This is a genomic window from Synechococcus sp. 1G10 (genome assembly GCF_002252625.1).
Taxonomy (GTDB): Bacteria; Cyanobacteriota; Cyanobacteriia; order PCC-6307; family Cyanobiaceae; genus Regnicoccus_A.
Genome location: NZ_NQKW01000001.1, coordinates 319,358 through 346,085, shown reverse-complemented (window position 1 = coordinate 346,085; position 26,728 = coordinate 319,358). Strand labels below are relative to the sequence as shown.

Here is a 26,728-nt window from a genome sequence, read left to right as displayed (position 1 = left end):
TACGGCAGGCAGCGACGGGAAGCGGGCTTTGGCCCGGCTTCCCGTCAGGCGCCCAGGAACCAGCCGTAGCTGTGCAGGCCGATCCCTAGCAGGTTCACGCCGATGTAGCAGACGACGATCACCACCAGGCCTGCCGACGCCAACAGGGCGGGACGGCGACCCTGCCAGCCCCGGCTCAGGCGGCTGTGCAGATAGGCGGCGTAGACCAGCCAACAGATCAGGGCCCAGGTTTCCTTGGGATCCCAGCTCCACCAGCTGCCCCAGGCTTCGTTGGCCCAGACGGCACCGCTCACCAGGCCCACCGAAAGCAGCAGGAAGCCCACGGTGATCGTGCGGTAGCTGAGGCTGTCAAGCTGCTCGCTTACGCCGATCGACACGCTGCTCAGGCTCAGGTCGGCGGCTTCTCCAGCCAGCTTTGCCTGGCGATAGCCGCCGCTGCCGATGGAGCTGCTGCGCAGCTGCAGGTCCTTGCCGCGCTCGGTGAACAGCACTGCCACTGAGAGCAGCGATCCCACCAGCAGAGCTGCGTAGCTCACCATGATCACGCTCACATGCATCACCAGCCAGCTGGAGCGGAGGGCCGGCACCAGGGGTGAGGCCTCCTGCAGCCGATCGGGCAGGGCGAAGCTGGCGAAGGCCAGACAGCCCAGGCCCATGGGTGTTGCCGCCGCGGACACCAGTGGACTGGGCCAGGAGCGCTCCACCAGCAGCTGGGTGAGGGTGCAGGCCCAGGCCAGGAAGCAGAGGGATTCGTAAAGATTGCTGATCGGAAAATGGCCCGACTCCCACCAGCGCAGGGTCAGCTGGGCCGTGAGGCTGAGATTGGCGGCCGCTACCAGCAGGCGCACGGGGCTGCTGGTGCGACCGCCGCTGAGGCCCCAGAAGGCCAGAGGCAGCGCCACCAGCAGCAGCGCGAAGGCCAGCAGGCCGAGGGAGAGCACCGGATCGTTCACAAAAGCACGCTCGTGGCGGGACAGATCTGCCGCCCAGTCTGCCTGCAGGCCTGGCTCAGCGGCTGGCCTGGCGTAACAGGAGCAGACCCAGCATCAACCCGATCAGCACTGGCGACCAGGCTGCGAGCAGGGGCCCGAGAGTTCCCTTCACCCCCAGGGAGCTGAAGATGAAAGACATCAGATAATAGGAAAAGATCAGCAGCACACTGATGCCGAACCCCTGGCTGCGGCTGGTGCGTGCGTTGGGTCTTACCCCCAGGCTGCTTCCGATCAGACCAAACACCAGGCAGATGGCCGGGAAGGCGAACTTCTCCTGAATGCGCACCCTCATCCGCCGCGCTTCCTTCTGATCCCCGGCTTCCCGCAACAGAGTTTCAGCCCGCATCGCCTGCGATACAGACATGGCGGCCGCATCCTTGGGCAGAGCCGCCAGCTTGAGAGGCCCCTGGTCGAGCGGGTATAGATAGCGATCGAACTTGGCTGAGGTTGTGTTTTCATTGTCGCCCACCAGCACGATCTGTCCGTCGCTGAACTCCCACATTCCTGCCCCATCGTTCCATGTGCCCTTTTTGGCTTTGAGGATCTGAGTTCCACTGGGGCTGCTGAAATCAAGGACCGTGACTTCCTCCATCTCCCCATTCTTGAAGTGTCGTGAGTAGAAGAGTTGGGAGAGATAGCGCTCGCTGCCGCTTTCATCCAACTTGCTGGGGCGTCGGCTGAAGCGCGAATAAATGATGTTGCTCCCCTTCTCCGCCGCGATCGCCTTGCCCAGGGCCTGATTCAAGGTGTTGGAGGCCTCCAGATTGGCGCTCGGAACGATCAGGTCGTTGAACATGAAGGTAAGCAGACTCATCAGTACCGCCACGATCAATGCCGGCAACACCATGCGCCAGGTGCTCACCCCCACGCTGCGCAGGGCGATGAGTTCGCTGTTGCTGGAAAGGGTGCTGTAGGCCAGCAGGGTAGCCATCAAGGTGGCCATTGGAAACGAGAGCACCAGGAAGCCGGGCATCCGCAGGCCGAGCACCTGCAGGGCCGTCAGCAACGGCAGACCGGATTCAGCGACACGCCTCACCAGCTCGAAGACCACTCCCACCGACAGCGACACCGCCGTGAAGGCCGCGACTCCGAAGAGCAGTGGTCCCATCAGCTCGCCCGTGAGCCAGCGATCCATCAGCGGCAACCGCTGCCACGACAGCGTGATTGGCCGGAGCAGGCGTTGAACCGCTGGCTTGGCTTCGGCCTTGGTGGCTGCGCTCACAGTTGAAATCCCTCGCCCAGATAGTGACGCCGCACCAGGGGGTCGCTGGCCACCTCGGAGGAGGGGCCTGAGGCAAGAATGCTCCCTTCGGTGAGGATGTAAGCGCGATCGGTGATGGCCAGGGTCTCGCGCACGTTGTGGTCGGTGATCAGCAGGCCCATGCCGCGCTGGCGCAGGCTGCCGATCAAGGTCTGCAGATCAGCCACCGCCAGGGGATCGACGCCCGCGAAGGGTTCATCCAGCAACAGATAGCGCGGCCCCTCGCGGCCCACCGCCAGGGCCCTGGCCACCTCGCAGCGCCGGCGCTCACCACCTGAGAGCTGGAAGCCACGGCGGTGCTGGAACTTGCTGAGATGGAATTCCTCGATCAACTGCTCCAAGCGCTGACGCCGCAACCGCACCGGGGTGCCGCTCTGTTGCAGCGCCAGTTGCAGGTTCTCCCGAGCGGTGAGCTGGCGGAACACACTGGCTTCCTGGGGCAGATAGCCGATGCCCAGCCGTGCCCGTTTGGGCATCGGCAGCCCTTCAACCCGGTGGCCATCCAGGAGCACCTGACCCCTGTCGGGCCTGAGCAGGCCCGTCACCAGGTTGAAGGTGGTGGTCTTGCCTGCCCCGTTCGGCCCAAGCAGGCCCACCACCTCTCCAGGCTCGAGTTGCAGGCTCACCTCCTTCACCAGGGGCCGGCCCCCCAGGCTCAGGGCCACGCTCTCCAGGGAGAGACTCATCGAAGCGGGAGGGTGGAGGGCTGCTGCTGCGGTCCAGGCGACGGCTGGATCTGGGGTTTGGTCTGGATCAACAACTTGCTGAACACCTGTTGGCCTTCCAGTGGCTGGGCCAGGGCCCGCTCCTGCTCCACCAGATAGGTCACCCGGTCGGCCCGCAGCAGGTTGCCATCTTCCTGTATCACATCCACATCACCACTGAGCAGGATCATCCCCTCCCTGGTGAAGTACTGAGCCTGGCGAGAGGTGGCCACCACCCGGCGATCTGGATAGACGATCCTGACGTTGCCTGTGGCGGTGATGATGCCGGTGACATTATCGGCCTGCTGGCTGTCGGATTCGATCGTGACCTGGCCGGTGGGTGCCGGGGCTGGCGCTGGCGCTGGCGCTGGCGCCGCAGGCACCTGATCAAGGGCCGGACCGACCTGTCCCCCGGGCTGGAGCTGGATCGGCTGGGCGCGGCCAATGGCAGCTGAGCCCAGCACTAGAGCGATGGCGCTGAGGGCCGTCAACGCCAGCTTTGGCCGTCGCCATTGAAGGGACCCAGACCACTGGATGGGATCCAGCTGGAGCGGGCTCAGCAGGAGAGTGCTCAGCCGGGCAGTGATCAGCATCTCAACGGCAATGGGGTGAGCGAACTCAATCGAAGCTGGCAATCTACGGGCCAATGCCTGGAGCCCAGCTTCAGGGCGGACGCTCAAGGCTGCGGCTGCAGGCTGGGCAGGGGCAGTGCGGCTGGGTCACCGCCAGCCTGCAGACAGCGCAATCGGGCCGTGCTGGCCTGCCGCAGGTGAACGAGGTCGAGACCGAGGGCCTCAGAACCGCTGCGGGCCAGACGGCCCACACCTTCTCCCAGCAGGATCGTGGCGCCTCGCTGGTTGCCTCGCTCGAGATGGAGATGGGCAACGGCGATCTGAAGAATGCCCTGGAGCACGGGCCGGTCAGGCCCCAGGGTTTCATGCCAGAGCTCCTCAAGCCCGTCGTGGCAGGCGTACCACTGACCGGCATTGAAGAGGACGACCGCATGCCGGAAGCGGGGGTCGTCCTCCAGCACCTCGCTCAACGCTTGGCGGTCTTTTTCGCCGGCAGCTTGCGCAGCCTGATCGATTCCGGCGTCACCTCCAGCATCTCGTCAGGGCCGATGTACTCCAAGGCCCGCTCCAGTGTCATCTGGATCGGCGACTGCAGCGTGTCGAGCACCTCAGCACCGGCCGAGCGGATGTTGGTGACCTGCTTGGCCTTGCAGACGTTGAGTTCAAGGTCGGGTGGCCGGTTGTGCTCCCCGACGATCATGCCCTTGTACACCTTGGTGCCGGGAGTGATGAAGAACTGGCCACGGTCTTCAGCGCCCTTGAGGGCATAGAAGGTGGCTGTTCCCTCCTCGAAGGCAATCAGGACCCCGTTCCTGCGAGCGTCGAAATCGCCCTGCATAGGGCGGTATTCAAAGAAGGAGTGGCTCATGATCCCCTCGCCCCGGGTGGCCCGCACGAACTCTCCACGGAAGCCGATCAGGCCCCGGGCCGGAACGACGAACTCCAGCTGGGTGCGGCCATCACTGCCGGTTTCCATGTTCTGCATCTCGCCCTTGCGCGTTCCCAGCTTCTCGATGCAGCTGCCAACGGCATCTTCGGGGACATCCATCACCAGGGTTTCGACTGGTTCGCAGGGGGTGCCGTCGATGGTGCGGAAGATCACCTGAGGCTGCGAAACCTGAAATTCGAAGCCTTCCCGGCGCATGGTCTCGATCAGGATGCCGAGGTGGAGTTCACCACGGCCGCTGACGGCGAAGCGGTCTGGGGAATCGGTGTCCTCGACCCGCAGGGCCACGTTGGTGAGCAGCTCCTTCTGGAGGCGATCACGCAGTTGGCGACTGGTGACGAACTTGCCTTCCTTGCCAGCGAAGGGAGAATCGTTGACCACAAAGGTCATCTGCAGAGTGGGTTCATCAACCCGGATCAGCGGCAGGGCTTCGGGGTGATCAGGGCAGGCGATGGTCTCGCCGATGTTCACCTCATCGAAACCGGCCACGGCCACCAGATCACCGGCGCGCGCCTCGGCAATCTCTACCCTGGCCAGGCCTTCGAAGCCCAGCAACTTGCTGATGCGACCACGCTTGATGCTGCCGTCGTCTCGGATCAGTGCCGCACTCTGGCCGGCTTTGATCGTCCCGTTATGGATCCGACCGATCATGATCCGGCCGAGGAAGTCCGAATAATCGAGAGTGGTGACCTGCATCTGCAGCGGCTTCTCGGGATCGCCTACCGGTGGCGGCACATGACGCAGGATGGCGTCGAAGAGCGGCTTCATCGTTTCACTCTCCGTGGCCATGTCGGGCTTGGCGTAACCGCCCATGCCACTGCCGAAGAGATAGGTGAAATCACACTGGTCGTCGTCGGCTCCCAGCTCCAGGAACAGGTCGAGCACCTTGTCGACGGCCTGCTCAGGGTCCACCCGTGCCCGGTCGATCTTGTTGACGAACACGATCGGACGCAGACCCTGCTCAAGAGCTTTCTTGAGCACGAAACGCGTCTGGGGCATCGGGCCCTCGTTGGCGTCCACGATCAGCAGCGCTCCATCGACCATGCCCAGGACCCGCTCCACTTCTCCGCCGAAGTCAGCGTGGCCAGGGGTGTCGACGATGTTGATGCGGATGCCCGCATAATCGACGGCAGTGTTCTTGGAGAGAATCGTGATGCCGCGTTCGCGCTCCAGATCGTTGGAGTCCATCACGCAGGTGGGCACTGCCTCCCCTTCGCGGAAGATGCCCGATTGCTGAAGCAGGGCATCCACCAAGGTGGTCTTGCCGTGGTCAACGTGGGCAATGATCGCGATGTTGCGGATCGGTGCGCTCTGATTGGCGCTCATACAGGATTCTCTCTCTTAATCTTGTCCGCAGCAACCGAAACCGGTTGCAACAATCCCTCATCTTATCCCAGCACCTCCTTTAAGCCATAGGCTCAATCGGTTCAGCGGCCCAGCTGACGGGCCGGCTCAAACAGGCGTAAGGCCTCCAGAGATCCCTCGTAGCGCCAGTGCCAGGGCTCGTAGCTCACCCCCTGGCTGTTTCCCCTTGGAAAGGACAGCTGGTAGTGGAAGCGATTGGCATTGGCCTCAAGCCAGCGGAAGGCTGCGGTGCGATCAAACCCTTCGCTCAGATGGCTCTGGGGGGTGGCGCCGTCGCCGAGATCGACCGCATAGCCAGTGCTGTGCTCTGAAAATCCCGGTGGCGCGCTCACCTCGGCTCGTTCCTGGGCGGTCTGGTTCCGCTCGGCCTTGACATCAAAGAAGATGCCCTTCTGCAGTTCTTTCGAGCGAAAGGCGCTGAGCAACCTCAGGTCGACGCCCTCGGCGTTGGCGGCGCGCTGCATGGCCAGCAGGGCTCTGGCAGCCTCCGGTCGCAGCTTCAGGCCAGGGGCCACCGCCTCCAGGCCGCTGGCGGGCGCTTCGGGATAGGGAAAGTGACCCAGCAGGCGACCGTCGAGGCTCTGGCGTGCCTCAAGGCCAGGCACCGGTTGGGGCGCCAGCCAGAGCCGCAGGGGCTGAAGGAAGAGCAGCATCCCACCGGCCGTCAACACCAGCAGTACGACGGTCGTGGTGGCCACTGGCTTGAGCAGGCTCCTTCGGCCACGGGCCTCGGGCAGGGTGCGGCGCGCCACCGGCAGATCCTCGCGCTGTTCGCTGCGCTTCAGGCGCTGCGGCCTTCGCGGTGGCACGCAACCTCGTAACAAACTTCGTCACAATCGTAGATGTCAGCCCTGGCTTGATCAACATCACGCCGAGCGTGGGTGTTAGCTTCGCGCTCAAGGATCATTCCCGCGGAGCAGGTTTCAAGATGTTGCGAGTCGCAGTGGTGGGTGGCGGCCCGAGCGGTTCCTGCGCAGCCGAAGTGCTATCGAAGGCGGGAATTGAAACCTGGCTCTTCGAGCGCAAGCTTGACAATGCCAAGCCCTGCGGTGGTGCGATTCCGCTCTGCATGGTTGATGAATTCGATCTCCCTGAGTCGATCATCGATCGCAAGGTGCGCAACATGCGCATGATTTCCCCCTCCAATCGTGAGGTGGATATCCATCTTGAAAACGAGCACGAATATATCGGCATGTGCCGCCGGGAAATCCTCGATGGGTTCCTGCGCAACCGCGCCGCCGAGCTCGGTGCCCATCTGGTCAACGGTTTGGTTCAGTCGATCGACACCGGCTCAGCCCGCCAGGGTCCCTACACGCTCCACTACGCCGACTACTCCGGCGGTGGCCCTACCGGGGAGATCAAGAGCCTTGAAGTGGATCTGATCGTCGGTGCCGACGGAGCCAACAGCCGCGTGGCCAAGGCCATGGATGCCGGTGATTACAACGTGGCTATTGCTTTCCAGGAGCGCATCCGCCTGCCCAAGGAGGAGATGAGCTACTACGAGGATCTGGCGGAAATGTATGTCGGCACCGATGTCTCCCCCGACTTCTATGCCTGGGTCTTCCCCAAGTACGACCACGTGGCTGTGGGTACGGGAACGATGCAGAAGAATCAGGCTCTGATCAAAAGCCTGCAGAAGGGCATCCGTAAGCGGGCCAGTGCCAGGCTGCTGCACGGTGAGGTGATCAAGGTGGAGGCCCACCCGATTCCCGAGCATCCGCGTCCCCGTCGTGTCGTGGGCCGCATGGCCCTGGTGGGAGATGCCGCCGGCTACGTCACCAAGAGTTCTGGCGAAGGGATCTACTTCGCCGCCAAGAGTGGCCGTATGTGTGCCGAGCAGATCGTTGCTGCCAGTGCCTCCGGAGCCAAGATTCCCAGCGAAGCTGACCTCAAGGTTTACATCCGTAAGTGGGACAAGCAGTACGGCGCCACCTATAAGGTGCTGGAAATCCTTCAGAATATCTTCTATCGCAACGATGCGGCCCGCGAAGCCTTCGTCGAGATGTGTGACGACAAGGACGTACAACGTCTCACTTTCGACAGCTATCTCTACAAGCGGGTTGTCATGATGAACCCCTGGCAGCAGATCAAGCTCACCCTGCTCACCCTTGGTGCCGTGCTGCGTGGCAATGCCCTGGCCCCTCAGTCGTACAAGCCTGTGCCCAGCGTGGTGCGCAGCCCTGAAGAAATGGAAACCTGGCTGGCCAGCCTGGCCCAGGAATCAGAGCAGCTGCAGGGAGTGGGCAAAGCCAGGAAAGAGCCTCTCGCCGAGCCCGTGGTTGCCGAGCCTCAGGCCAGGGAGGAGCGGGAGCCCGCGCTGACGTCCAAGAGCTGAGGCTTGGGATGACCAGCCTCAGCTGCTCAGCTTGCTGAAATCCGCCAGTGCGCTGGCCTGGTTGCGCAACACCGCCAGCATGTTCAGGCGATTGCGGCGCACGGACAGGTCGTCGCACATCACCATCACACTGCTGGCGCCATCGAAGAAGGCTGAGAGGGCTTCAGCCCCCTCAGCCAGCTTGTTGGCCAGCAGGGGGTAACGGGTCTCCCCGTCGTCAACAGCCAGGATCGGCACCAGCTGCATCAGCACCTGCAACATGCCCGTTTCGCTGGGGGAGCTGAACAGGGCAGGATCCACCACCTCCCCTGGGCTGAACACGTCGGCCGGTAGATCCCCTTTCACCGCCAACCGCGCGGCCCGCTGAACCACGGCCTGCACCTGTGCCAGCTGGTCGTTCATGCGGAGCTGGGCCAGCAGGGCCAGGCGCTTGCGTGCGTCGATCGGATCACCCAGCAGCCGCTCGGCTGGCACCCCATCTCCTGCCACGGCCTGGACAAGGTCGGAATCGAAGCCTTCTTCATCGAGCAGGGAGACCATGCGCAGGCGCAGGGCTTCCACAAGCTCGCCTGCGAGTGAGAGGGCATCGAGCTGCAGGTCGGGCAACACCTGGGCCCAGTGGGTGCTGGCCTGATTCAGCAGACTGATCAGATTCAGAGACCAGCCTCGCTCCCACAGGATCTGCAGCACGCCGTTGCCCGCCCGGCGCAGGGCATAGGGGTCTGACGATCCGCTCGGCCGCTCTCCTTTGGCATAAATGCTCAGGAGCAGCTCCAAGCGCTCGGCCAGAGCCACCACCGCCCCGGCATCGGAACTGGGCGGCTGATCCCCGGCTCCACGCGGCAGATAGTGCTCCAGCACCGCCAGGGCCGTGGCCCTGGATTCCCCCTCCGCCAGGGCGTACTTGGCTCCCATCACCCCTTGCAGTTCGGGAAATTCCCCCACCATCTGACTGACCAGATCGTGCTTGCACAGATGCGCGGCCCGCAGGGCCGCCTCCCGATGTTCCGGAGTCAGCGAGAGGTGCTGCAGCAGCAGATGGCTCAGCCAGTACAGGCGATCGCTGCGATCGAGCAAGCTGCCAAGCCCTTCGGCGAAGGTGACGCTCACGAGGCGCTGCCGCCGCTCTTCGCAGCTGATGGCGCGGTCGGCCTGGAGAAAGAACTCTGCATCGGCCAGCCGGGCCTTGAGCACCCGCTCATTGCCACGCCGCACCGTGGCGGCTGCTCCCGGCAACCCATTGCCCACACAGATGAACCGGGGCAGCAGGCTGTCCTGGGCCGAGAGGGCCAGGGGATCCTCCGACGCTTCCAGGCGGCGCAGGGGTACGTAGCGCTGGTGGCTGCGCATCACCGTGCTCAGCACCTCCGGCGGCAGGTCCAGGAAACGCTGCTCCACGGAACCCTCGATCAGGCTGGGGCTTTCCACCAGATCCACCAGTTCCTCGAAAAGCTCTTCGGGGAAATCAGGCCGTGCCTGGGCGGCGCTGGCAGCCGCGAGCACCTCCCGGCGGATCCAGTCGGCCCGCTGCTGGCGTTCCACCAGTACACCGGCTGCAGCCAGCAGCTCGCTGTGAAGGTTGGCGTCGGGGATGGTGAGGGTGTCCTCCGACAGCCGGTGGCCACGGCTGATCCGGCCGCTGCTGATCAAGGGATCACTGCCCTCCAGCACCACGGGAATCACCTGCTGATCGAGCAGGGCCACCAGCCAGCGGATCGGGCGGCTGAACCGCAGCTCCCCCTCGCCCCAGCGCATGAAGCGTCTCCCCTGCAGGGCGGTGATCCAGGCAGGGATGCGCTCCGCCAGCACTTCTTCGCTGGGTCGGCCCGGCTGCAGGATGCGGGCGAAAACGAACGGGCCCTTGGGGGTGTCCATCAGCTCAAGGCTGGCTGGATCGACGCCACAGCGGTTGGCGAACCCGATGGCGGCCGGCCCCGGTTGCCCGTCGATGAAGGCCTGTCCCCCCGGGGGGCCCTTGCGTTCCTCAGCCAGGTCCTGCTGGCGCAGGGGCAGATCGGCAACGCGCACCACCAGGCGCCGCGGTGTGCCGGTGGCCTCCACCAGGCCATGGGGCAGGCGCTGGGCGGCCAGGTCGTGTCGCACCTGCTCCTCCAGTTGCGGCAGGGCCAGGCGCGCGAAATCGGCCGGCAGTTCTTCGGTTCCGATTTCCAGCAGGAACGTGGCCACTCGCACAGCTCAGCAGCCTGTGACTGTATTGAAAGCCCGTCAGCCTCACCCTGCTTCGCTACCTTCGAGTGACGCTGGTGCCTCTGCTGTGACTCTCACCCCCGACCGTCAAGTCAAGTCGTCGGGATCCGGCAGCACCACGCTTGAAACCGACGCTGTGGATGCAGCCTCTCGATCCTCTCCGCCCGCCAACGGCAGCGCAATCAAGCCCCCCAGCAAGTTCGAGCGGCTGAAGGCGGCCAGCGACTATCTCAAGGAGCCCCTGTCCACCGAACTGGAGAACGACAAGCCCTTCTTCACCGATGGGGCCGTTCAGATCCTCAAGTTCCATGGCAGCTACCAGCAGGACAACCGCGACAACCGCCAGAAGGGCCAGGAGAAGGACTGGCAGATGATGCTGCGCCTGCGCAGCCCGGCTGGCCGCATTCCGGTGCCCCTTTACCTGGCCATGGACGATCTCTCCGACCGCCTCGGCAATGGCACCCTGCGCCTCACCACCCGCCAGGCCTTCCAGATGCATGGCATCGCCAAGGCCGACATCCGTGAGGTGATCGGCACGATCGTGCGCTCGATGGGCTCGACCCTCGCTGCCTGCGGTGACATCAACCGCAACGTGATGGCCCCGGCAGCTCCTTTCGAGAAGGGTGGCTATCCCGCCGCCAGGCGTCTGGCCGACGAAATCGCCGACCTGATCGCTCCGCTGGCGGCTGAGGGGTCGTATCTGGATCTCTGGGTGGATGGCGACCACAGCTATCGCTTCAAGCCGGCCGCGGCCGTTAAGCGCGTGCGTCAGCGGCAGCTGCAGGGGGCTGGATTCAGCGGTGACCCCAACGAGCCGCTCTACGGAGGCACCTATCTCCCCCGCAAGTTCAAGGTGGCCGTCACCGTGCCGGGCGACAACTCGGTTGATCTGCTCACCCAGGACATCGGCTTGGTGGCCTTCACCGACCCCTCCGGCCGTCTGCGTGGCTGCAACGTCTATGTGGGCGGCGGCATGGGCCGCACGCACAACAAGGACGAAACCTTCGCCCGCACCGCCGACCCCCTCGGCTACGTGCAGGCTGAGCATGTGCTCGATCTGGTGCAGGCCATCGTGGCCCTCCAGCGCGATCACGGCGACAGGGAGCAGCGGCGCCACGCCCGCATGAAATACCTGATCCATGACCGCGGGGTCGACTGGTTCCGCCAGGAGCTCGGCCGTTACCTGGAAGCGCCGATCAAGCCCATGCGGGCAGAACCGAAGTCTCGTCTGGACGACTATCTGGGTTGGCATCGCCAGTACCGTGGGCTCTGGTTCGTGGGGCTGCCCTTGCTCTGTGGCCGGCTCGAGGGTGAGCGCAAGCGCGGCCTGCGCCGCCTGGTCGAGACCTATCAGCTGGAGGTGCGGCTCACCCCCAACCAGGACCTGCTGCTCTGCTCGATCGGGACCTCCCAGCGCAGCAGCGTGAAGCAGGCCCTCGCGGCCCTCGGTTTCGAGACGCCGGAAGCACCGTCGTTGCTGGCGCGCCATGCCATCGCCTGCCCGGCCCTGCCTACCTGCGGCCTGGCGATCACCGAATCGGAGCGAATCCTGCCGGCGGTGCTTGAGCGCCTGGAGGCCCTGCTGGAACGGCTCGGCATCGAGCGGCCGCTGCTGGTGCGGATGACTGGTTGCCCGAATGGCTGCGCCAGGCCCTACATGGCCGAAGTTGGATTGGTGGGCAGCGGCGTGGAGCAGTATCAGCTCTGGCTGGGCGGCACCCCCAACCTCACCCAGCTGGCGGCTCCGTACCTGGAGCGCATGCCCCTGGTGGATCTTGAGACCACCCTCGAGCCGCTTCTGCTGAGCTGGAAGAGCAAAGGCGGGCGTCAGAGCTTCGGCCAGTTCGTCTCCAGCCTTGGCGCCGAACGAATTCAGGCGCTGCTCCCTTCCGAGAGCTGATGACGGCTCGTGTGCGGTCCTGTCTTGCCAGCCTGCTGCTGGGTTCCGCCAGCCTGGCCCTGGTGGCGCTCAGCCCCTTGGGGTCCCCACTTCGGGCCCGCACGATGGCGCCGCCTCCGAAAACTCCGGTCAAGATCTACAAGCCCGACGGCGACACCTGCCGGTCGGAGCAACTGCTCAAGGCTTACCAGAGCCAGCTGCTGCTATTTGCGGATCAACCCCCGCAGGTGCTGCAACGCCTGCGTCAGATGCAGCTGGAGCTGGGGGAGGCCAGCTTGAAGCGCTGCGCCAACGAGAACCGGATCAGCAGGGAGGAAGCCGATCGCATCTGGCGGGAACTGCAGCGTCAGCCCCTGCCTGGATCCCAGCCCCCGTAGATAGCAGCCGCAGCTCCCTGCCGCCAGGCCCAGAGCTGGTCGCCGTGGCTGAAGTGCCACCACTCGTTGGGGTGCTGGGCAAATCCGGCTGCCGCCATCACCTCGCCCAGCAGGCCGCGGCGCTGGTGCCACTCCAGCTCGAGCTCCCTTGCCCCACAGCTGTCATCCAGGCGTTGCGATCGCCGCGCCGGGTCGTAGTGATCGGGCTCCGAGACAGCTCCGATCGCATCGATCTCCCCGCCCAGATCGAGCGGTTCTCCGCTTGTAGTGGCCAGGGTGAGATCCACCGCCCCGCCGGTGCTGTGGGGCGGTGGCGTAGCCGGATCAGGGCTGGGGGCGGCCCAGAAGCGGCCCACCTCCGCCGTCACCGCCTCCAGCTCGGGCCCGCTCTGCCGGGGGTCCACTCCCAGCCGGCGGCATTCGCTGGCGATCGTGTGCTCCACCATGAACTGCTGCACCCGCACGGGCCTCCAGCCATCGAAGATCGCCAGGCACCAATCGCCGTGCCGGCGCTTCAGCTCGCCCTGGGCCACCAGCAGGCGTTCCACCACACCGCTGCGCAGCTGGAAGGGGCTGCAGCCGTCGCCGTAGGGCGCTCCCAGCGACGTGTAGGGGTGGGGCTCAAGGCGCAGCAACTGCCTCGGCAGGGGAATCAGCGGTTCGGCTGTGTCCTGGATGGGAATCGGGCTCCAGGGCCTGGGCAGGCTGGGGCTCACGCGCGGGGATGGCAGAGGACTCAATTCAAGCTGCCGGCATCCACCTGCCGCTGCCGCTGCTCGAGCAGCGCCTGGCGCAGGCCTGGATGGCTCTCCAGCTCGGGGTCGTGCTCCAGCAGCCGCCTTGCCAGAGCCCTGGCATGCTCCAGCACCTCCCCATCGTCGCTGAGGCTGGCCAGGGCCAGGTCGGGCAGGCCCGACTGGCGGGTTCCCAGCACCTGCCCTGGCCCCCGCAGCTGCAGATCCATCTCGGCGATCTCGAAGCCATCGCTGGAGCGCACCAGCAGCTCCAGCCGCTGCTGGGCCTGCCCGGCCCTGCCATCGTTGATCAGCAGACAATGGGAGGCCGCTGCCCCACGCCCCACCCGGCCCCGCAGCTGATGCAGCTGCGCCAGCCCGAAACGCTCGGCGTGCTCGATCACCATCACGCTGGCCTCCGGCACGTCGACGCCCACCTCCACCACCGTGGTGGACACCAGCACATCACAGCTGCCGCTGGCGAAGGCGTTGATCGCCTCCTGTTTGCGGGGGCTAGGCATCCGCCCGTGCAGCAGGCCCACGCGCAGGTCCGGGAACACCTCCTCCTGCAGTTGCTGGTGGACGGCCACCGCCGAGCGCAGGTCAAGGTTCTCCGACTCCTCCACCAGGGGGAGCACCACATAGGCCCGCTGGCCCCGGGCCACCTCCTCGCGGATCAGCTCGTAGGCCTCCTGGCGCTGGCCGCCGCGCAGCAGTCGGGTGCGGATGGGGGTGCGCCCAGGTGGCAGGCCGTCGATCTGACTCACCTCCAGATCGCCGTGCACCGAGAGGGCCAGGGTGCGCGGAATCGGGGTGGCGGTCATGGTCAGCAGGTGGGGCTGCAGGCCCTTGCCCATCAGTCGGTCACGCTGGCGCACTCCGAAGCGGTGCTGCTCATCCACCACCACCAGCCCCAGGCGGGCGAAGGTCACCGGATCCTCCAGCAGGGCATGGGTGCCCACCAGCAGCTGCAGCTGGCCGTTGGCCAGGTCCTGGAGCAGCTGGCGCCGCCGCCCCGCCGGGGTGGATCCCGTCAGCAGGGCCGTGCTCACGTGCAGCTGGCTCAGCCACTCCCCCAGTTTGCGGGCATGCTGCTCGGCCAGCACCTCTGTGGGGGCCATCAGGGCCCCCTGGCAACCGGCTTCGATGGCCACCAGCAGGGCTGCGATCGCCACCACGGTCTTGCCACTGCCCACATCTCCCTGCAGCAGGCGGGCCATCGGCTGCTCCTGCTCCAGATCGGCCTGAATGTCGGCCAGCACCCGCCGCTGGGCCTCGGTGAGCTGGAAGGGCAGCAACTCCAGAAAGGAGGCCATCAGGTTGTTCTGCCCCTTCGGCAGTCGCAGGGGCCGTGCCGGCCGCCTCGCCAGCTGCCCTCGCCGCTGCAGCAGGCTGAGCTGGAGCAGCAGGAATTCATCGAAGACCAGCCGGTGGCGGCTGGCCCTGAGGTCGTCGTGATCGGCGGGATCGTGCAGCCCTCGCCAGGCGGCGGATCGATCCAGCAGGCCCTCCTGCCGCCGCAGGGCTGCCGGCAGGGGATCGCTCCAGTGAGCTGCGGCGCTCAGCACGGTCTGGATGGCCTGGCGCAGGCGTTCGGCGCCGAGACCTTCGGTGAGGGCATAGACCGGCACCAGCCGTCCGATCTGACGCGAGCGCACCGGGGTTCCGGGGGAGTCGAGCACCTCCAGCAGGGGATCCTGCAGGGTGGGGCCGTAGGGGGTCTGGCGCACCAGGCCACTGGCGGCCACGCTGCAGCCCTGCGGGAACTGGCGTTGCTGGGCTTTGAGCCAGCCCGGTGAGCTGAAGCGTTTGCCGGCGAAGAACTTGCTCAATCGCAGCCGCCCGGTGATGTCGCGGAGCTGCAGCTCCAGGATCACCAGCCGGGGGTTGCGCGGGCTGGCGAAGGCATGGGAGCGCTGAACCGTGGCCACGATCGTGGCTGTGCTGCCAGGCACCAGCTCGCTGATGCGCACCAGGTTGGCGTAATCGAGGTAGTCACGCGGATAGTGACGCAGCAGGTCGCAAGCCAGCAGCAACCCCAGCCCCGCCAGCCGCGTGGCGGTTTTCGGCCCGATTCCCGGCACCTCGGCCAGGGGAGTGTCGGGTTGGATGGGGCTGGCCGTTCTGTGGGCTCCCGAGCCACCGTTGCTGGAGGCCGGCTCCTGGGGGGCCAGTTTCAGGCGCGGAGGGCCGGGCGGCCGGGGGGGATCCAGGCTCTGGCGCAGGCTGTGCAGGCGCTCCCGGCATCGCCTCAGCAATGACTGGCGCTGGGCCAGCGGCAACGTGTCGTAGGAGGCGAAGAGCTCCGCCAGGGCGATCAGGGCTGGCGCCGCCTCCGGCACCCGGCGGATCAGCTCCTCCGGTGGCTGGCGGCACTGGCGCTCCAGAAAGAGGCTGAACCGTTCTCGGCGGCCCTGCAGGTTCTCGAACCCACGCTCCACCTCCAGCTGCAACGCCTGCTGCAGGGTGGTGATCCAGCCTCCATGGTTCAGGCTGGGCTCTCGGGGGTGGATTGACTGTCCTGCATCCACTGTTGTTCCGCTTCCAGTGCCCGGGCCCGCCGCTGCCAGTGGCGATACTGCTGAGCCATTTTGCGCACGCTGGCGCGGCGCTGCTCGAGGCGCTTGCGGCAGGTGCGCAGACGGGGCTGTTCGTACTCGAGGTCGCTGGTGCGCAGCAGCACCCCCAGGGCCTGCACCTGGATCGGCATGTCAGGGCTGCTGAAGGGCAATTGAATCTTCAGCAGGTTGGCCGGGGCGGGCAGAGCTTCCAGGTCTCCCTGCAGCACGGCATCGAGCAGGTTCAGTGGCAGCAGGCTGCGGGTGAGTCCCAGCTTGATCAGATCCAGATTGATGGCGTGGGAGAGGTTGCGCAGACGCCGCTGCAGCGCCTGGTCCAGCGCCTTCCACCACTCCAGCAGCTCCACCGGCTGCTGGGGCACCAGGCCCTGATCCCCATCGGCTTCATCCGACCTCTGCGGCAGTGGTCTTGTTGAGGTGCCGGGACGCTGGTGATCAGGATCCTGAACCTGGGAGCGGCGTTCGGGGGGTACGGCCATCACCAGCAGGGCCCGCAGGATGTCAGTGGGATCGTCGGGCTCCGCTTCGGCGGCAACAACGTCCCCGGCCTCGAGGTTCTCCAAACCTTCCAATCCATCCACTTCCCCCAATCCCTTCAGGGCCGACTCCTCCAGGTCCAGGTCCAGGTCCAGGTCCAGGTCTTCGTCCTCTCCCTCTCCTGCTTCGTCGCCTTCCTCCACAACGTCGTAGTCATCGTCATGGCCGTCTTCGTCGCCGCGCCCTTCTTCGGCCACCCACTCCGCCGAAGGGGCCACCAGCCTGGTGAGGCCGGCCAGGGCAGGGATGCCACCGGAGAACAGCTCGGCGGAGAGGGGCAGGTTCAGATCCAGCCGGATCGAGCCCTCGGCTTCCTCACGCTCGTCCCAGTCATCCTCTGAGTCGCCCTCGTCAGCTCCGCCGGACATCTGCGCCAGGGCCCGGGCCAACTGCCGTTGCTGCTGCAGCCCCTGGCGCCTCTGTTCATTCTGGACCTGGCGCGCCAGGACCAGCAGCTGCTCAAGGGTCAGCAGGCAGCCGCAACGCTGCACCAGTTGCTCGAGACGCCTGGGCAACTCCTGGCGCTGGCGATCGTTCAGTTGCTGATAGCGCTCAGGTACCACCTGGGTGGCCACATGGAAGACGGCCTGCTGCACGGCCTCCAGCAGACCGTCGCGCAACACCTGCAGGTAGAGGGCCAGGTCGTGATACAGATCCCGATGACCCTCCCCCAGACGCCGGCGGATCCGCTCCAGGTGCCCGTGGGCTTCTGACAACGCGCTGGCGCTGGTCTCCAATCGGCTGAGGCGGGGGGACGGAAGGGGGACGCCAGGGGCGCGCTCAGCTCAGGCCGCCTTGCCGGTGATGGCGGCCACCTCGGCGGCGAAGTCGGCCTGCTCCACCTCAATGCCCTCACCGAGGGTGTATCGGGTGAAGCGACGCACCTGAATGTTCTCGCCGATCTTGCCGGCCACCTGCTTGACCAGTTCAGCCACGGTGATCGAGCTGTCCTTGATGAAGGGCTGCTCCAGCAGGGCGAGTTCCTTGAGGCGTTTGCCGATGCGCCCCTCGACGATCTTCTCCTTCATCTTGTCGGGTTTGCCAGCCAGGTCGTCACGACCCATCTCGATCTGCTTCTCGCGATCGGCGATCGAGGCGGGAATCTCCTCGGTGCTGACATATTCGACGTTGGGGCAGGCTGCTATCTGCATAGCCACATTGCGCAACAGCTCCTGGAAGATCTCACCGCGGGCGACGAAGTCGGTTTCGCAGTTCACTTCGACCAGCACACCAACCCGTGCACCGGTGTGGATGTAACTGCCGATGGCGCCTTCAGCAGCCGTGCGGCCGGCTTTCTTCTCGGCGGTGGCAATGCCCTTCTGGCGCAGCCACTCGGCGGCCTTGCCCATGTCGCCGGCGGATTCACCGAGCGCCTTTTTGCAATCCATCATGCCGGCGCCTGTTTTCTCGCGCAGTTCCTTGACGAGCTTCGCTGAGATCTCAGCCATGGGAGGAGTTAGGGAGGGGAAGGGTTGGGGGGAGTGATTCAGGGGTTCCAGACAGCTTGGAACCCCAGGACAAACTCAGGCCAGGGCCTGAGTTCATGGTGTCGACTGGCTTCAGGCCTCGTCGTCTTCGGCGCGTTGCTCCTGACTGCCGTGGCGACCTTCGTTGATCGCGTCGGCGAGCCTGCCAAGCACCAGCTGCACGGAGCGAACCGCGTCGTCGTTGCAGGGGATGGGCACGTCGGCCAGGTCAGGGTCGCAGTTGGTGTCGAGCATCGACACCAGGGGGATGTCGAGCTTGCGGCACTCCAGCACGGCGTTGTTCTCCCGGCGCTGGTCGACCAGAACCACCACATCGGGCAGACGGCGCATCGACTTAAGGCCGCCGAGGTACTTCTGCAGACGCTCCAGTTCCCGACGCAGTACAGCTGCTTCCTTCTTGGGTCGCATGGCGATGGCGCCGGAGCTCTCCATCCGCTCGAGATCCTTGAGGCGGTCGATGCGCGCACGCATCGTGCTCCAGTTGGTGAGCATGCCCCCCAGCCAGCGCTGGTTCACATAGGCGGCGCCGCAGCGGGTGGCCTCGATGGCGATCACCTCGGAAGCCTGTTTCTTGGTGCCAACGAAGAGGAAACGCTTGCCACTGCGGGAGGCATTGCGAGTCCACTTATAGGCGTTGTTCATGCAGACTGCGGTCTGCACTAGATCGATGATATGAACCCCGTTGCGTGCGCAGTAGATGTAGCGCGACATCTTGGGATTCCAGCGACGCGTCTGGTGCCCGAAGTGGGCCCCAGCCTCCATCATCTCGGAGAGGGTGACAACAGCCATGGTTGGGAAGGGTTTCGGGTTCGCCTCCACCTGCCAGGGATCAGACGCGATGACCCCTGAAAAAGGAGCACCGAAGCCGACTGAGCACCCGAAACGGACAGGTGTGCGGTTTATTAAGGACCCCTCAAGCTACCAAACGGTCAGCGAAGGCCCTCGGCGCGGGCTTCGCGGAACAGGGCGCGCACTCCCAGGCGGTTGAGCGGTAAACGCAGCAGCTCCATGGCCAGAGCGTTCTTGCCATGACGGATCAGCCAGGCCAGCAGCGGCCGGAGCGTGCGCTCGTTCACCAGACCCCCCAGTGTGAGCAGCTCCCAGAGCAGGCGGTGCCACCAGGTGAACTGAATGATGAAGCGCACTCGCCGGGTGGGGTGCTTCCGGTAGAACACCAGCCCCATGCGGGCCCGCTCCTGCTCGATCCGCACCAGGTCCGGCAGTTGCTCCAGGCTGAGAGCGGGATGCCAGTGGTACCCAACTGCCGCCGGACAGCGCACCAGCTCCACCCCCAGGCGGCGCAGCCGCTCCCCCAGCTCCAGGTCTTCCCAGCCGTAGAGGCGGAAGCCGGTGTCGAACAGGCCGGAGCGCTCCAGCAGCTGGCGATCGATCGCCACGTTGCCGGTGGCGAAGTAGGCCCAGGAGTGATCGCTCAGCTTGTGGGGTTCGCTGGTGGGATCTTCAAAATTGGCCGTGTTGATCACAGCCCCATAGGTGAAACAGAGCCGGTTGCCGCTGCGCTGCCAGCTGGCTGAAAGGGCCCGGGCATGCTCCAGCAGGAAGGTGCCGGTGACCACCAGATCGCTGTCGATGAAGACGATCACATCACCGCGGGCGTGGTCGACGCCGCGGTTACGGCCTTCGGCGGGTCCGCCATGGTCCTGTTCGATCAGGCGCACATGGGGGAAACGCCCCGCCTCCTGCCGCAGCCACTCGGCAGTGCCGTCTGTGGAGCCGTCGTCGACCACCACCACTTCGTAGCCCTCCAGAGGCTGCTCCAGCCGCTGATCCTCCAGCGCCAGCAGTGCCTTCTCCAGGATCGGCCGGCGGTTGTAGGTGGGGATGACGACGCTGGGGAACATGGCTTGGCTGCGGCAGCTGGTGAGAGCACCGGCTCCCGGATCAGTCGGCGGCGCCGCCGTTGTTGGCAGTACCGGTGACGCCGTTGCCGGCCCCTTCACCACGGCCGTCGTTGCGGAGCTTGCGCTTCTTGAACTTGCGGGCGTAGGAGCGGTTGCGCTCCTGCTTTTCTTTCTTGAGGTTCCTGCGTTTCGCCATGAACTGCTTCGGGCTCGTTGGAATGATCTTCCACCCTACCAACCTTCACCCGTGGGCCCTCAGGCCGCAGGTTCCGGCTCAGGCACCCGGGCGGCCATCAGGCGGCCGTCCTCCATCTGCACAAGCCGGTCGGCCACATCCAGGATGCGGGGGTCGTGGGTCACCATCAGCACTGCGCAGTGCTGCTCCCTGGCGAGGCGCTTGAGCAGATCCACCACCTCGCGACCGCTCTGTTTGTCGAGCGCAGCGGTGGGTTCATCGGCCAGCAGCAGGCGGGGGTGGGCCGCCAGGGCCCGGGCGATCGCCACCCGTTGCTTCTGGCCTCCGGAGAGCCCGTGGGGCAGTTTGTCGAGATGGTCGCCGAGGCCCACAGCCCGCAGCCACTCACGCGCCTGATCGCGCCGGGCCCGGTAGCTGAGGTTGGGCAGGAGGTCGGAGCCCATCTGCACGTTCTGCTCGGCGCTGAGGCAGCGCAGCAGGTTGTGTCCCTGGAAGATCATGCCGATGCGCCGCCGCAGTTGCTGACGCTGCTTCCGGCTGGAGTCGTTCAGGTGCTGGCCCAGCACCCGCACCTGGCCCTGCTGCACCTGGCGCAGGGCTCCCACCAGGGTGAGCAGGGTGGTCTTGCCGCAACCCGAGGGACCAGTGAGCAGCACCACCTCCCCGGGCTGGATGGTCAGGCTCACCTGCTGGAGAACCTGGCGGCGCATCTCACCGGCTCCATACCAATGGCAGAGACCTTCCACCTCGACCATCGGCAGCGGGGAACCAGCCGGGGCAGAGCGGGCTTGAAGGGACGAGGGAGAGGCTGTCATGGCGACACGGCTGGGGCGGCGTTCAGAAGATCTCGGCGGGGTCGGCATCCCCGAGGCGGCGCATCGCCATGCCGGCCGAACCCATGCACATCACCAGGATCAGACTGAACACCAGGACAGCCCGGGGCATGTCCATGTACACCGGGAGACGGGTCGCTGATCGCACCAGCGCATAGAGGCCCTGGCCGGCGGCGTAGGCCGGCAGGTAGCCGAGCAGTGCCAGCAGCAATCCCTCCCGGGCCACGACCCCCAGCAGGGTGGAGAGGCGGTACCCCATCGCCATCAAGGTGGCGTATTCCGGCAGGTGATCACTCACATCGCTGTAGAGGATCTGGTAGACGATCACGCAGCCGACAATGAAGCCCATGGCGGCACCGAGGGTGAAGATGAAGCCGATGGCCGTGCTGCTGCGCCAGTAGTCCTTCTCGAAGTCCATGAAGCCCTGTTTGGTGAATACATTCACGTCCTTGGGCAGGGAGTCCTTGAGGCGCTTCATAACCAGGGCCTGATCCGCCCCCGGGCGCAGGCGGATCAGGCCCACTTCGATGCTGCCGGGGGGCGTGTTGGGCAGCAGTTGGAGGTAGGTCTCGCTGCTGGTGAGGATGTTGCCGTCGGCCCCGAATGACACCCCGAGGCCCACGAGGCCGCCTACACGCACACGCTTGCCACCGATTTCGCTCTCCACCGTGCGGCCCGCCCGGAACCATTCGGCCACGGGCCCGAACTCAGGCCTGGAGAGTTCATCGAAGAGCACCCGACCCCGCTGGTTGAGCACCCTGGCCTTCGCTGCCAGGCCTGGAACGGTTAACAGGGGATCGCCAGGCTCGAATCCCAGGGCCAGGATCGAGCGGGTGCTCAGATCCTTGGGATTGCGCCAGAGCACCAGGTTCCAGTGCACCGGCGTGATGCCGGCCACGTCGGGATCGGCCAGGGTCTGGACCAGGCGGCGGCGGGGAAAGCCGGCCATGCTCACTGAACTGCTGGAGCGGGGGCTGAGCAGCACCAGGTCGGCGTCGAACAGCTTGTGCACTGTGACGCTGGCGTCAAACAGCCCGTCACGGAAGCCGAACTGCATAAACATCAGGATCCCGGCGAAGCTGATGCCCGCCAGGGCCACCGCCAGCCGGGCCGGTTGCCGGGTGAGCAGCAGCCAGGCCAGGGGAATCCGGCGCCGGTTCCAGATCGCCGCCATACCGGGCCAGGCTCTCATGGCTCGAAGCGAATCACTGTCTTGAGTCCGGTGCGAGTTCTGATCCGGGGGATGTCGGCCGGATCGAGGGCGAGCCGCACCTCCACAATGCGGGCATCGGCATCACCGGTGGGGTCGGTGGAGAGCACATCCCGCTGACGCACCTGGGGGCTGATCCGGATGACCCGACCGTTGAGGGTGCCGCTGAAGCCCCCGTTCTCGCTGGTGACACTGGCCCGCTGGCCCAGTTGCAGGCGGTTGATGTCGCTCTCGTACACCTCGGCCAGCACCTCCATCTGGTCGCTGGCCCCCAGTTCGAGGATTCCGTCATCGCCGGGGCGCTCGCCCACCCGCGACTGCAGCTTCAGCACGGTGCCGCTGAACGGAGCCCGCAACTCCGTGTTCACCAGATCGGCTTCCGTCTTGACCAGTTCGTCCTGGGCTTCGCGCAGACTGCCCTTGAGCTCCACCAGGGTGAGTTCGCGGCTTTCGAGGTCGGCGGCAGGGGTGGCACCCGCTTTGGCCAGCTGGCGGTAGCGGGAGATTTCCCGCCCCAGCAGGGTCACCTGGTCGTTGAGGTTGGCGATGCGGCTCTGGAGCAGTCGCCGCTGGGCCTGAAGGGCGGGGCCGGTGTCGAAGGTCGCAAGCAACTGACCCGCCTGCACCCGCTGACCCTCCTCCACCAACAGCTCGGTGATCCGCGGGCTGCCACCGATGCCGGTGATCGGTGCTGCGAGTTTGCGGATGTCACCGGCAGGCTCAAGGCGTCCCAGGGCCGAGACCGCTTCCAGCGTCCGGGGCTGGGAAACGGTCTTGGGCTCGGCCTCCGGTTTGGCACCCTGCTGGCTGCGGCTGATCAGGGTGACCGTCCCGGCTACAACCAGCAGGGCAGCGGCGCCGATCAGCACCGGTCGCAGCGGCAGGCCGCTCATGCGGGCAAGGGGGGATCGTCGAAGAGGAGCTTCTCGATGTAGCGATCCGCCCAGCTCGGATTGAACGCCTTCTCCAGCACGCGGCGGGTTTTGTCGTTCCGTTTCTGCTGCTGGCAATACGAGAGTTGGCCGTGATACCGGAAAACCGTAGCGGGGTCATCAACAGCCTGCTCCGGCGTGCTGGCCACTGCCTTGGCCATCACCGCCAGCAGCGCCGCCACCTCCTCCTGGAACCATCCTTCTTCCTCTTCAGTCACCGGCCGCACGAAGCGCACGAAGGGGGAGAAGATCGTCCCCCAGGGCGGCAGCTCCCGCGGCTGGCTGTAGGGGCGCCGCGGCAGGGCGGCCAGACCGGAAGCGATCCCGGCGGCCAACTCCCCGCCCGTGGGTGAGAGATCGGCGATGGCGGCCGACACTCCAGCCGGTCCTGCAACGATGTCGGCACCGAAGACGGGCAGGTCGTAGCGGGGATCAGGGAAGAACACGCAGTGCAGGATCTGCAGACCTGCTCCCAGCCGGGCGGTTTCCAGATGGAGTTTGCGCAGGCCGCGGCAGCGGCGCAGCTCGTTGTGAATGAACAGCTTCTCGCCGTCGAGGCTGCCGCTGATCGCCTCCAGATCCTGGTCGATGGCCAGGGGAGCCAGCCCCGGCAGCGAGCTCCAGCTGCTGCGGATCGTTTCGGCCAGGGCATCCACGAGTGGGTGCAGCCCAGATGCGGCAGGGACGGTTGAGGTCACTTGGGCAGCCTCGGCCAGCAGAATGCTGATCCTGCCACGCCCGTTCGGCCCAGCCGTTGCCCCTTCCCTCCCCTCCCCCGCTCCAGGCTGCCGACAGCTTCGAGGATCCCTGCCTGCTGCGTCTCGCCAATGGGGTGGAGGTGGTGAGTCTGCGCCAGGAGCAAGCTCCTCTTGTCTGCCTCGACTTCTGGTGCCAGGCCGGCAGCGCCGGTGAACAGCCTGGCCAGGAGGGCATGGCCCACTTCCTGGAGCACATGGTCTTCAAGGGAAGTGAGCGTCTGGAAGCGGGGCAATTCGATCGCCGCATCGAGTCGTTGGGTGGCAGCAGTAATGCGGCCACGGGCTTCGACGACGTGCATTACCACGTACTCGTGCCAGCGGAGGCGGTGGCCGAAGCCCTGGAGTTGCTGCTCGATCTGGTGCTCAAGCCGCGTCTAGATCCCGGCGATTTCCGGATGGAGCGCAAGGTGGTGCTCGAAGAGCTGGCCCAGAGTGAGGATCAGCCCGAGGAGGTGGCCTTCCAGCGCTTGCTCGCCCTGGCTTGTCCTCAGCACCCCTACGGCCGGCCGATCCTGGGGGACCGCAGGGCACTCAAGGCCCAGACCCCCGGCGGGATGGCCTCCTTTCACAGCAACGCCTACCGGCCTCGGCGCTGCAGCCTGGCCATTGCCGGTGCCATCGATCAGCTGCCGATCGAGACCCTGCTGGCGAGCAGTGCCCTGGCCGGTCTTGATTCAAAGGCCACGGCACCGCCGCCAGGGGTGGCCCTGGAGTTGCTCCCCGGTGTTCATGAACTGGAGCTGCCCCGTCTTGAGGCGGCTCGCCTGCTGATGGCCTGGCAGCTTCCCGCCGCCGCCGATCAAGAGGCGTTGGCCGGCGCCGATCTGCTCACCAGCCTGCTGGCTGAAGGGCGCCGCAGTCGCCTGGTGCAGCGGCTGCGCGAAGACCTGCGCCTGGTGGAGAGCATCGATCTGGATCTGAATGTGCTCGAATCCGGCAGCCTGGCCCTGCTCGAGGCGGTCTGCGCTCCGGAGCAGGTGGCGGCAGTGGAGGAGCAGATCGCAGCGGTCTGGCAGGAGATCTGTTGCACACCTCCCCCCGAGAGTGAGCTGGAGCGCGCCCGCCGTCTTGTGGCCAATGGATATCGCTTCGGCCTGGAGTCGGCGTCGTCGGTGGCGGGTCTGATCGGTCACCAGTGCCTCTGGGGGCGTCTGCAACCGCTGAGCCATCCCCTCGAGCTGCTGCAGAGCTGGAGTGTGGAGCGCCTCGGTGCTGAGCTGCTGCCACTGCTGGCTCCCGAGCGGGCTTGTCGTCTGCTGGCCCTGCCCGCATGAGCCGCTCCACCCCCCTTCCTCCCCTTCCCCAGCCCGAGCGCTTCGAGCTGCCCGGGGGCTGCCCGGTCTCGGTGCTGCGCCGAGCAGGACCGGCGATCCTTTCCGCCAGGCTCTGGATCCGAAGCGGCAGTGCGGCCGATCCGCCAGGCCAGCGCGGCCGGGCCCAGTTGCTGGCAGGACTGCTCAGCCGGGGCTGCGGCGATCTCAGCAGCGATCAACTGGCTGATCTGGTGGAGGGCCTCGGCGATGAATTGCGCTGCGAAGCCAGCGAAGACGCCTTGGTGATCAGTCTGAAGTGCGCCAGCGACGACGCCGCTGCCCTGCTGCCTTTGCTTGGGCTCATGGTGCAGTCCCCCTGGCTCGATCCTGATCAGATCAGCCTGGAGCGGCAACTCAACCTGCAGACCCTCGGACGCCTGCGCGAAGACCCGTTCCAGCAGGCCCACGACCAGCTTCGTTCCCACCTTTACGGCCAGGGCCCCTATGGCCACGACCCCCTCGGTGTGGAGGCTGAGCTGGCCGGGCTTGATCGTCCCCAGCTGGTCGATGCCGCAGGAGCCCTGGGGGGGCACGGCGCGGCCCTGGTGCTGGTGGGCCGGCCACCCCAGGACCTGATCGAGTTGCTGCAGCCCGCCGGCAGACCAGCCTGGAATTGCCGATCCCCGTCGCTGCTGAGTGGGCAGGAGGCGGAGAACGAGCCGGCTCTGGTGCTCGAGGAGCAGGACACCGAGCAGCTGGTGCTGATGCTCGGGACCACCACGGTGCCCCTGGCCGATCCCCGCTCCCTGGCCCTGCGCTTGCTGCAGTGCCACCTGGGAGTGGGGATGTCGAGCCGGTTGTTCGTGGCGCTGCGGGAAGATCACGGCCTGGCCTACGACGTGGGTGTCCACGCCCCGGCCCGCTGTGGCGCCGCACCCTTCGTTTTCCATCTCTCCAGTTCTGCTGAGCGGGCCGCTGAGGCCACCATGGAGTTGCTCTCTGAGTGGCAAAGGCTGCTGGATCAGCCCCTGAGCGAGGAGGAACTGGCCCTGGCCCTCGCCAAGTTCCGCGGCGCCTCTGCGGCCGGCCGGCAGACCTGCGGCCAGATTGCCGATCGCCAGGCGATGGTGCTTGGCCATGGCCTGGATTGGTCCTACGCCGATGAGGCGCTGGAGCGGGCCGGAGGCTTCGACCCCGACATGCTCCATGTCGTCGCCCGCCAGCTGCTGAGCCGGCCCAGCCTCAGCCTCTGCGGACCGCCTCAGGCCCTGCGGGCCGCCGGGAAGGTCTGGGGCTCTCACCCCCTGGGCTGCCCCTCGGGGGTGCAGGCGCTGAGCTGATCGGCACCCAGCAGGAAGGTGCCGCGCCGGAAGCGCACGGCCAGGAGGTTGATGGCCCTGAGCGCCATCACCTGGCCGGCTTCATCGCCATCGACCAGATCGGGTGGTCGCAGCATCGGCATCGGATCGGCGGTTTTGAGATAGGTGAGTCGGGTCGTGATCCGAACCCAGTCCCCCACGCTGAACTCTGGTGCTTCGGGCTCAGCGGCAGCGCCGGAAGGCGGATCCGTTGGCCCATGGTTCGGCTGATCGTCCGGCGGCTGAGCCACGGGCTCACCGGGTTGATCGGTGTTCAGATCGGGGAAGCTCATCACCGCCGCTGTTCAGCTGGCATCCACTACAGCAGG

The 26,728-nt window shown here is 66.1% G+C and carries 25 protein-coding genes; 5 read left to right on the top strand and 20 right to left on the bottom strand.

What is annotated here, in order from left to right; genetic code table 11:
- Window positions 1–44 precede the first annotated feature (44 nt).
- From ccsB to CJZ82_RS01740, 7 genes are all read right to left on the bottom strand, one after another.
- On the bottom strand, window positions 45–953 hold the full coding sequence (gene ccsB / locus CJZ82_RS01770; RefSeq protein WP_094554046.1) for a c-type cytochrome biogenesis protein CcsB: 909 nt from the start codon (window positions 951–953) through the stop codon (window positions 45–47).
- A 55-nt stretch (window positions 954–1,008) separates the two neighbouring features.
- Window positions 1,009–2,127, bottom strand: a complete 1,119-nt coding sequence (locus CJZ82_RS01765; protein ID WP_369820008.1) for an LptF/LptG family permease — start codon at window positions 2,125–2,127, stop codon at window positions 1,009–1,011.
- A gap of 83 nt (window positions 2,128–2,210) precedes the next feature.
- A complete protein-coding gene (lptB, locus tag CJZ82_RS01760) occupies window positions 2,211–2,939 on the bottom strand; it encodes an LPS export ABC transporter ATP-binding protein (protein WP_094554044.1) in 729 nt (242 codons plus the stop codon).
- Window positions 2,936–3,637 (bottom strand): hypothetical protein, encoded by a 702-nt coding sequence (locus tag CJZ82_RS01755; protein ID WP_369820004.1) that lies wholly within the window; start codon window positions 3,635–3,637, stop codon window positions 2,936–2,938. Before CJZ82_RS01755 ends, lptB begins: the two co-directional genes overlap by 4 nt.
- Window positions 3,634–3,999 carry a DUF309 domain-containing protein gene (locus CJZ82_RS01750; protein WP_094554043.1) on the bottom strand — a complete coding sequence of 122 codons (366 nt, stop codon included), beginning with the start codon at window positions 3,997–3,999 and terminating at the stop codon, window positions 3,634–3,636. Before CJZ82_RS01750 ends, CJZ82_RS01755 begins: the two co-directional genes overlap by 4 nt.
- The gene (gene typA, locus CJZ82_RS01745) at window positions 3,996–5,801 is read right to left on the bottom strand and encodes a translational GTPase TypA (RefSeq protein ID WP_094554042.1); all 1,806 of its coding nucleotides are present in this window, start codon (window positions 5,799–5,801) and stop codon (window positions 3,996–3,998) included. Before typA ends, CJZ82_RS01750 begins: the two co-directional genes overlap by 4 nt.
- 101 nt (window positions 5,802–5,902) lie before the next feature.
- Window positions 5,903–6,592 (bottom strand): M15 family metallopeptidase, encoded by a 690-nt coding sequence (locus CJZ82_RS01740; protein WP_233129963.1) that lies wholly within the window; start codon window positions 6,590–6,592, stop codon window positions 5,903–5,905.
- Between the two features lie 176 nt (window positions 6,593–6,768).
- Between CJZ82_RS01740 and chlP the strand changes: the two genes are divergently transcribed.
- Window positions 6,769–8,175: a geranylgeranyl reductase gene (gene chlP, locus CJZ82_RS01735; RefSeq protein WP_233129962.1), complete on the top strand. Its 1,407-nt coding sequence runs from the start codon at window positions 6,769–6,771 to the stop codon at window positions 8,173–8,175.
- A gap of 18 nt (window positions 8,176–8,193) precedes the next feature.
- Here chlP and glyS read toward each other — a convergent pair whose 3' ends face one another.
- A complete protein-coding gene (gene glyS / locus CJZ82_RS01730) occupies window positions 8,194–10,362 on the bottom strand; it encodes a glycine--tRNA ligase subunit beta (protein ID WP_094554040.1) in 2,169 nt (722 codons plus the stop codon).
- 157 nt (window positions 10,363–10,519) lie between these two features.
- Here glyS and sir point away from each other — a divergent pair, with 157 nt between their 5' ends.
- Together sir and CJZ82_RS17610 are read left to right on the top strand one after the other, a co-directional pair.
- A complete protein-coding gene (gene sir / locus CJZ82_RS01725; protein WP_198949619.1) occupies window positions 10,520–12,283 on the top strand; it encodes a sulfite reductase, ferredoxin dependent in 1,764 nt (587 codons plus the stop codon).
- Window positions 12,283–12,660: a hypothetical protein gene (locus CJZ82_RS17610; protein WP_143593499.1), complete on the top strand. Its 378-nt coding sequence runs from the start codon at window positions 12,283–12,285 to the stop codon at window positions 12,658–12,660. Before sir ends, CJZ82_RS17610 begins: the two co-directional genes overlap by 1 nt.
- On the opposite strand, the gene CJZ82_RS01720 is transcribed toward CJZ82_RS17610, so the two are convergent.
- The 11 genes from CJZ82_RS01720 to CJZ82_RS01670 all read right to left on the bottom strand — a co-directional run bounded on the left by CJZ82_RS01720 (window position 12,630) and on the right by CJZ82_RS01670 (window position 23,758).
- A complete protein-coding gene (locus tag CJZ82_RS01720; protein ID WP_143593498.1) occupies window positions 12,630–13,376 on the bottom strand; it encodes a M15 family metallopeptidase in 747 nt (248 codons plus the stop codon). The two genes, CJZ82_RS17610 and CJZ82_RS01720, sit on opposite strands and share 31 nt — an antisense overlap.
- Before the next feature lie 20 nt (window positions 13,377–13,396).
- Window positions 13,397–15,925 carry an ATP-dependent DNA helicase RecG gene (recG, locus tag CJZ82_RS01715; RefSeq protein WP_094554038.1) on the bottom strand — a complete coding sequence of 843 codons (2,529 nt, stop codon included), beginning with the start codon at window positions 15,923–15,925 and terminating at the stop codon, window positions 13,397–13,399.
- On the bottom strand, window positions 15,883–17,226 hold the full coding sequence (locus CJZ82_RS18200) for a hypothetical protein (RefSeq protein ID WP_158218465.1): 1,344 nt from the start codon (window positions 17,224–17,226) through the stop codon (window positions 15,883–15,885). The genes recG and CJZ82_RS18200 overlap by 43 nt, the downstream gene beginning before the upstream one ends.
- A 69-nt stretch (window positions 17,227–17,295) precedes the next feature.
- Complete coding sequence (gene tsf / locus CJZ82_RS01705; protein ID WP_094554036.1) at window positions 17,296–17,958, bottom strand: translation elongation factor Ts; 663 nt, start codon at window positions 17,956–17,958, stop codon at window positions 17,296–17,298.
- 111 nt (window positions 17,959–18,069) lie between these two features.
- On the bottom strand, window positions 18,070–18,786 hold the full coding sequence (gene rpsB / locus CJZ82_RS01700) for a 30S ribosomal protein S2 (protein ID WP_094554142.1): 717 nt from the start codon (window positions 18,784–18,786) through the stop codon (window positions 18,070–18,072).
- Between the two features lie 140 nt (window positions 18,787–18,926).
- The gene (locus CJZ82_RS01695; RefSeq protein ID WP_094554035.1) at window positions 18,927–19,859 is read right to left on the bottom strand and encodes a glycosyltransferase family 2 protein; all 933 of its coding nucleotides are present in this window, start codon (window positions 19,857–19,859) and stop codon (window positions 18,927–18,929) included.
- Between the two features lie 40 nt (window positions 19,860–19,899).
- The gene (locus CJZ82_RS01690) at window positions 19,900–20,055 is read right to left on the bottom strand and encodes a hypothetical protein (RefSeq protein ID WP_011129965.1); all 156 of its coding nucleotides are present in this window, start codon (window positions 20,053–20,055) and stop codon (window positions 19,900–19,902) included.
- Window positions 20,056–20,114: 59 nt separating this feature from the next.
- Window positions 20,115–20,810 (bottom strand): DevA family ABC transporter ATP-binding protein, encoded by a 696-nt coding sequence (locus tag CJZ82_RS01685; protein WP_094554034.1) that lies wholly within the window; start codon window positions 20,808–20,810, stop codon window positions 20,115–20,117.
- A gap of 82 nt (window positions 20,811–20,892) precedes the next feature.
- Window positions 20,893–22,080, bottom strand: coding sequence for an ABC transporter permease DevC (gene devC / locus CJZ82_RS01680; protein ID WP_233129961.1), 1,188 nt, complete (start codon window positions 22,078–22,080; stop codon window positions 20,893–20,895).
- Complete coding sequence (locus CJZ82_RS01675) at window positions 22,077–22,991, bottom strand: HlyD family efflux transporter periplasmic adaptor subunit (protein ID WP_094554032.1); 915 nt, start codon at window positions 22,989–22,991, stop codon at window positions 22,077–22,079. Before CJZ82_RS01675 ends, devC begins: the two co-directional genes overlap by 4 nt.
- The gene (locus CJZ82_RS01670; protein WP_369820007.1) at window positions 22,988–23,758 is read right to left on the bottom strand and encodes a phycocyanobilin:ferredoxin oxidoreductase; all 771 of its coding nucleotides are present in this window, start codon (window positions 23,756–23,758) and stop codon (window positions 22,988–22,990) included. The genes CJZ82_RS01675 and CJZ82_RS01670 overlap by 4 nt, the downstream gene beginning before the upstream one ends.
- Window positions 23,759–23,784: 26 nt before the next feature.
- On the opposite strand from CJZ82_RS01670, the gene CJZ82_RS01665 reads away from it, so the two are divergent.
- Window positions 23,785–25,062 carry a pitrilysin family protein gene (locus CJZ82_RS01665; RefSeq protein ID WP_094554030.1) on the top strand — a complete coding sequence of 426 codons (1,278 nt, stop codon included), beginning with the start codon at window positions 23,785–23,787 and terminating at the stop codon, window positions 25,060–25,062.
- Window positions 25,059–26,381 (top strand): pitrilysin family protein, encoded by a 1,323-nt coding sequence (locus CJZ82_RS01660; RefSeq protein WP_094554029.1) that lies wholly within the window; start codon window positions 25,059–25,061, stop codon window positions 26,379–26,381. Before CJZ82_RS01665 ends, CJZ82_RS01660 begins: the two co-directional genes overlap by 4 nt.
- On the opposite strand, the gene CJZ82_RS19510 is transcribed toward CJZ82_RS01660, so the two are convergent.
- Window positions 26,339–26,692 carry an NAD(P)H dehydrogenase assembly family protein gene (locus tag CJZ82_RS19510; RefSeq protein ID WP_094554028.1) on the bottom strand — a complete coding sequence of 118 codons (354 nt, stop codon included), beginning with the start codon at window positions 26,690–26,692 and terminating at the stop codon, window positions 26,339–26,341. The two genes, CJZ82_RS01660 and CJZ82_RS19510, sit on opposite strands and share 43 nt — an antisense overlap.
- Window positions 26,693–26,728 lie beyond the last annotated feature (36 nt).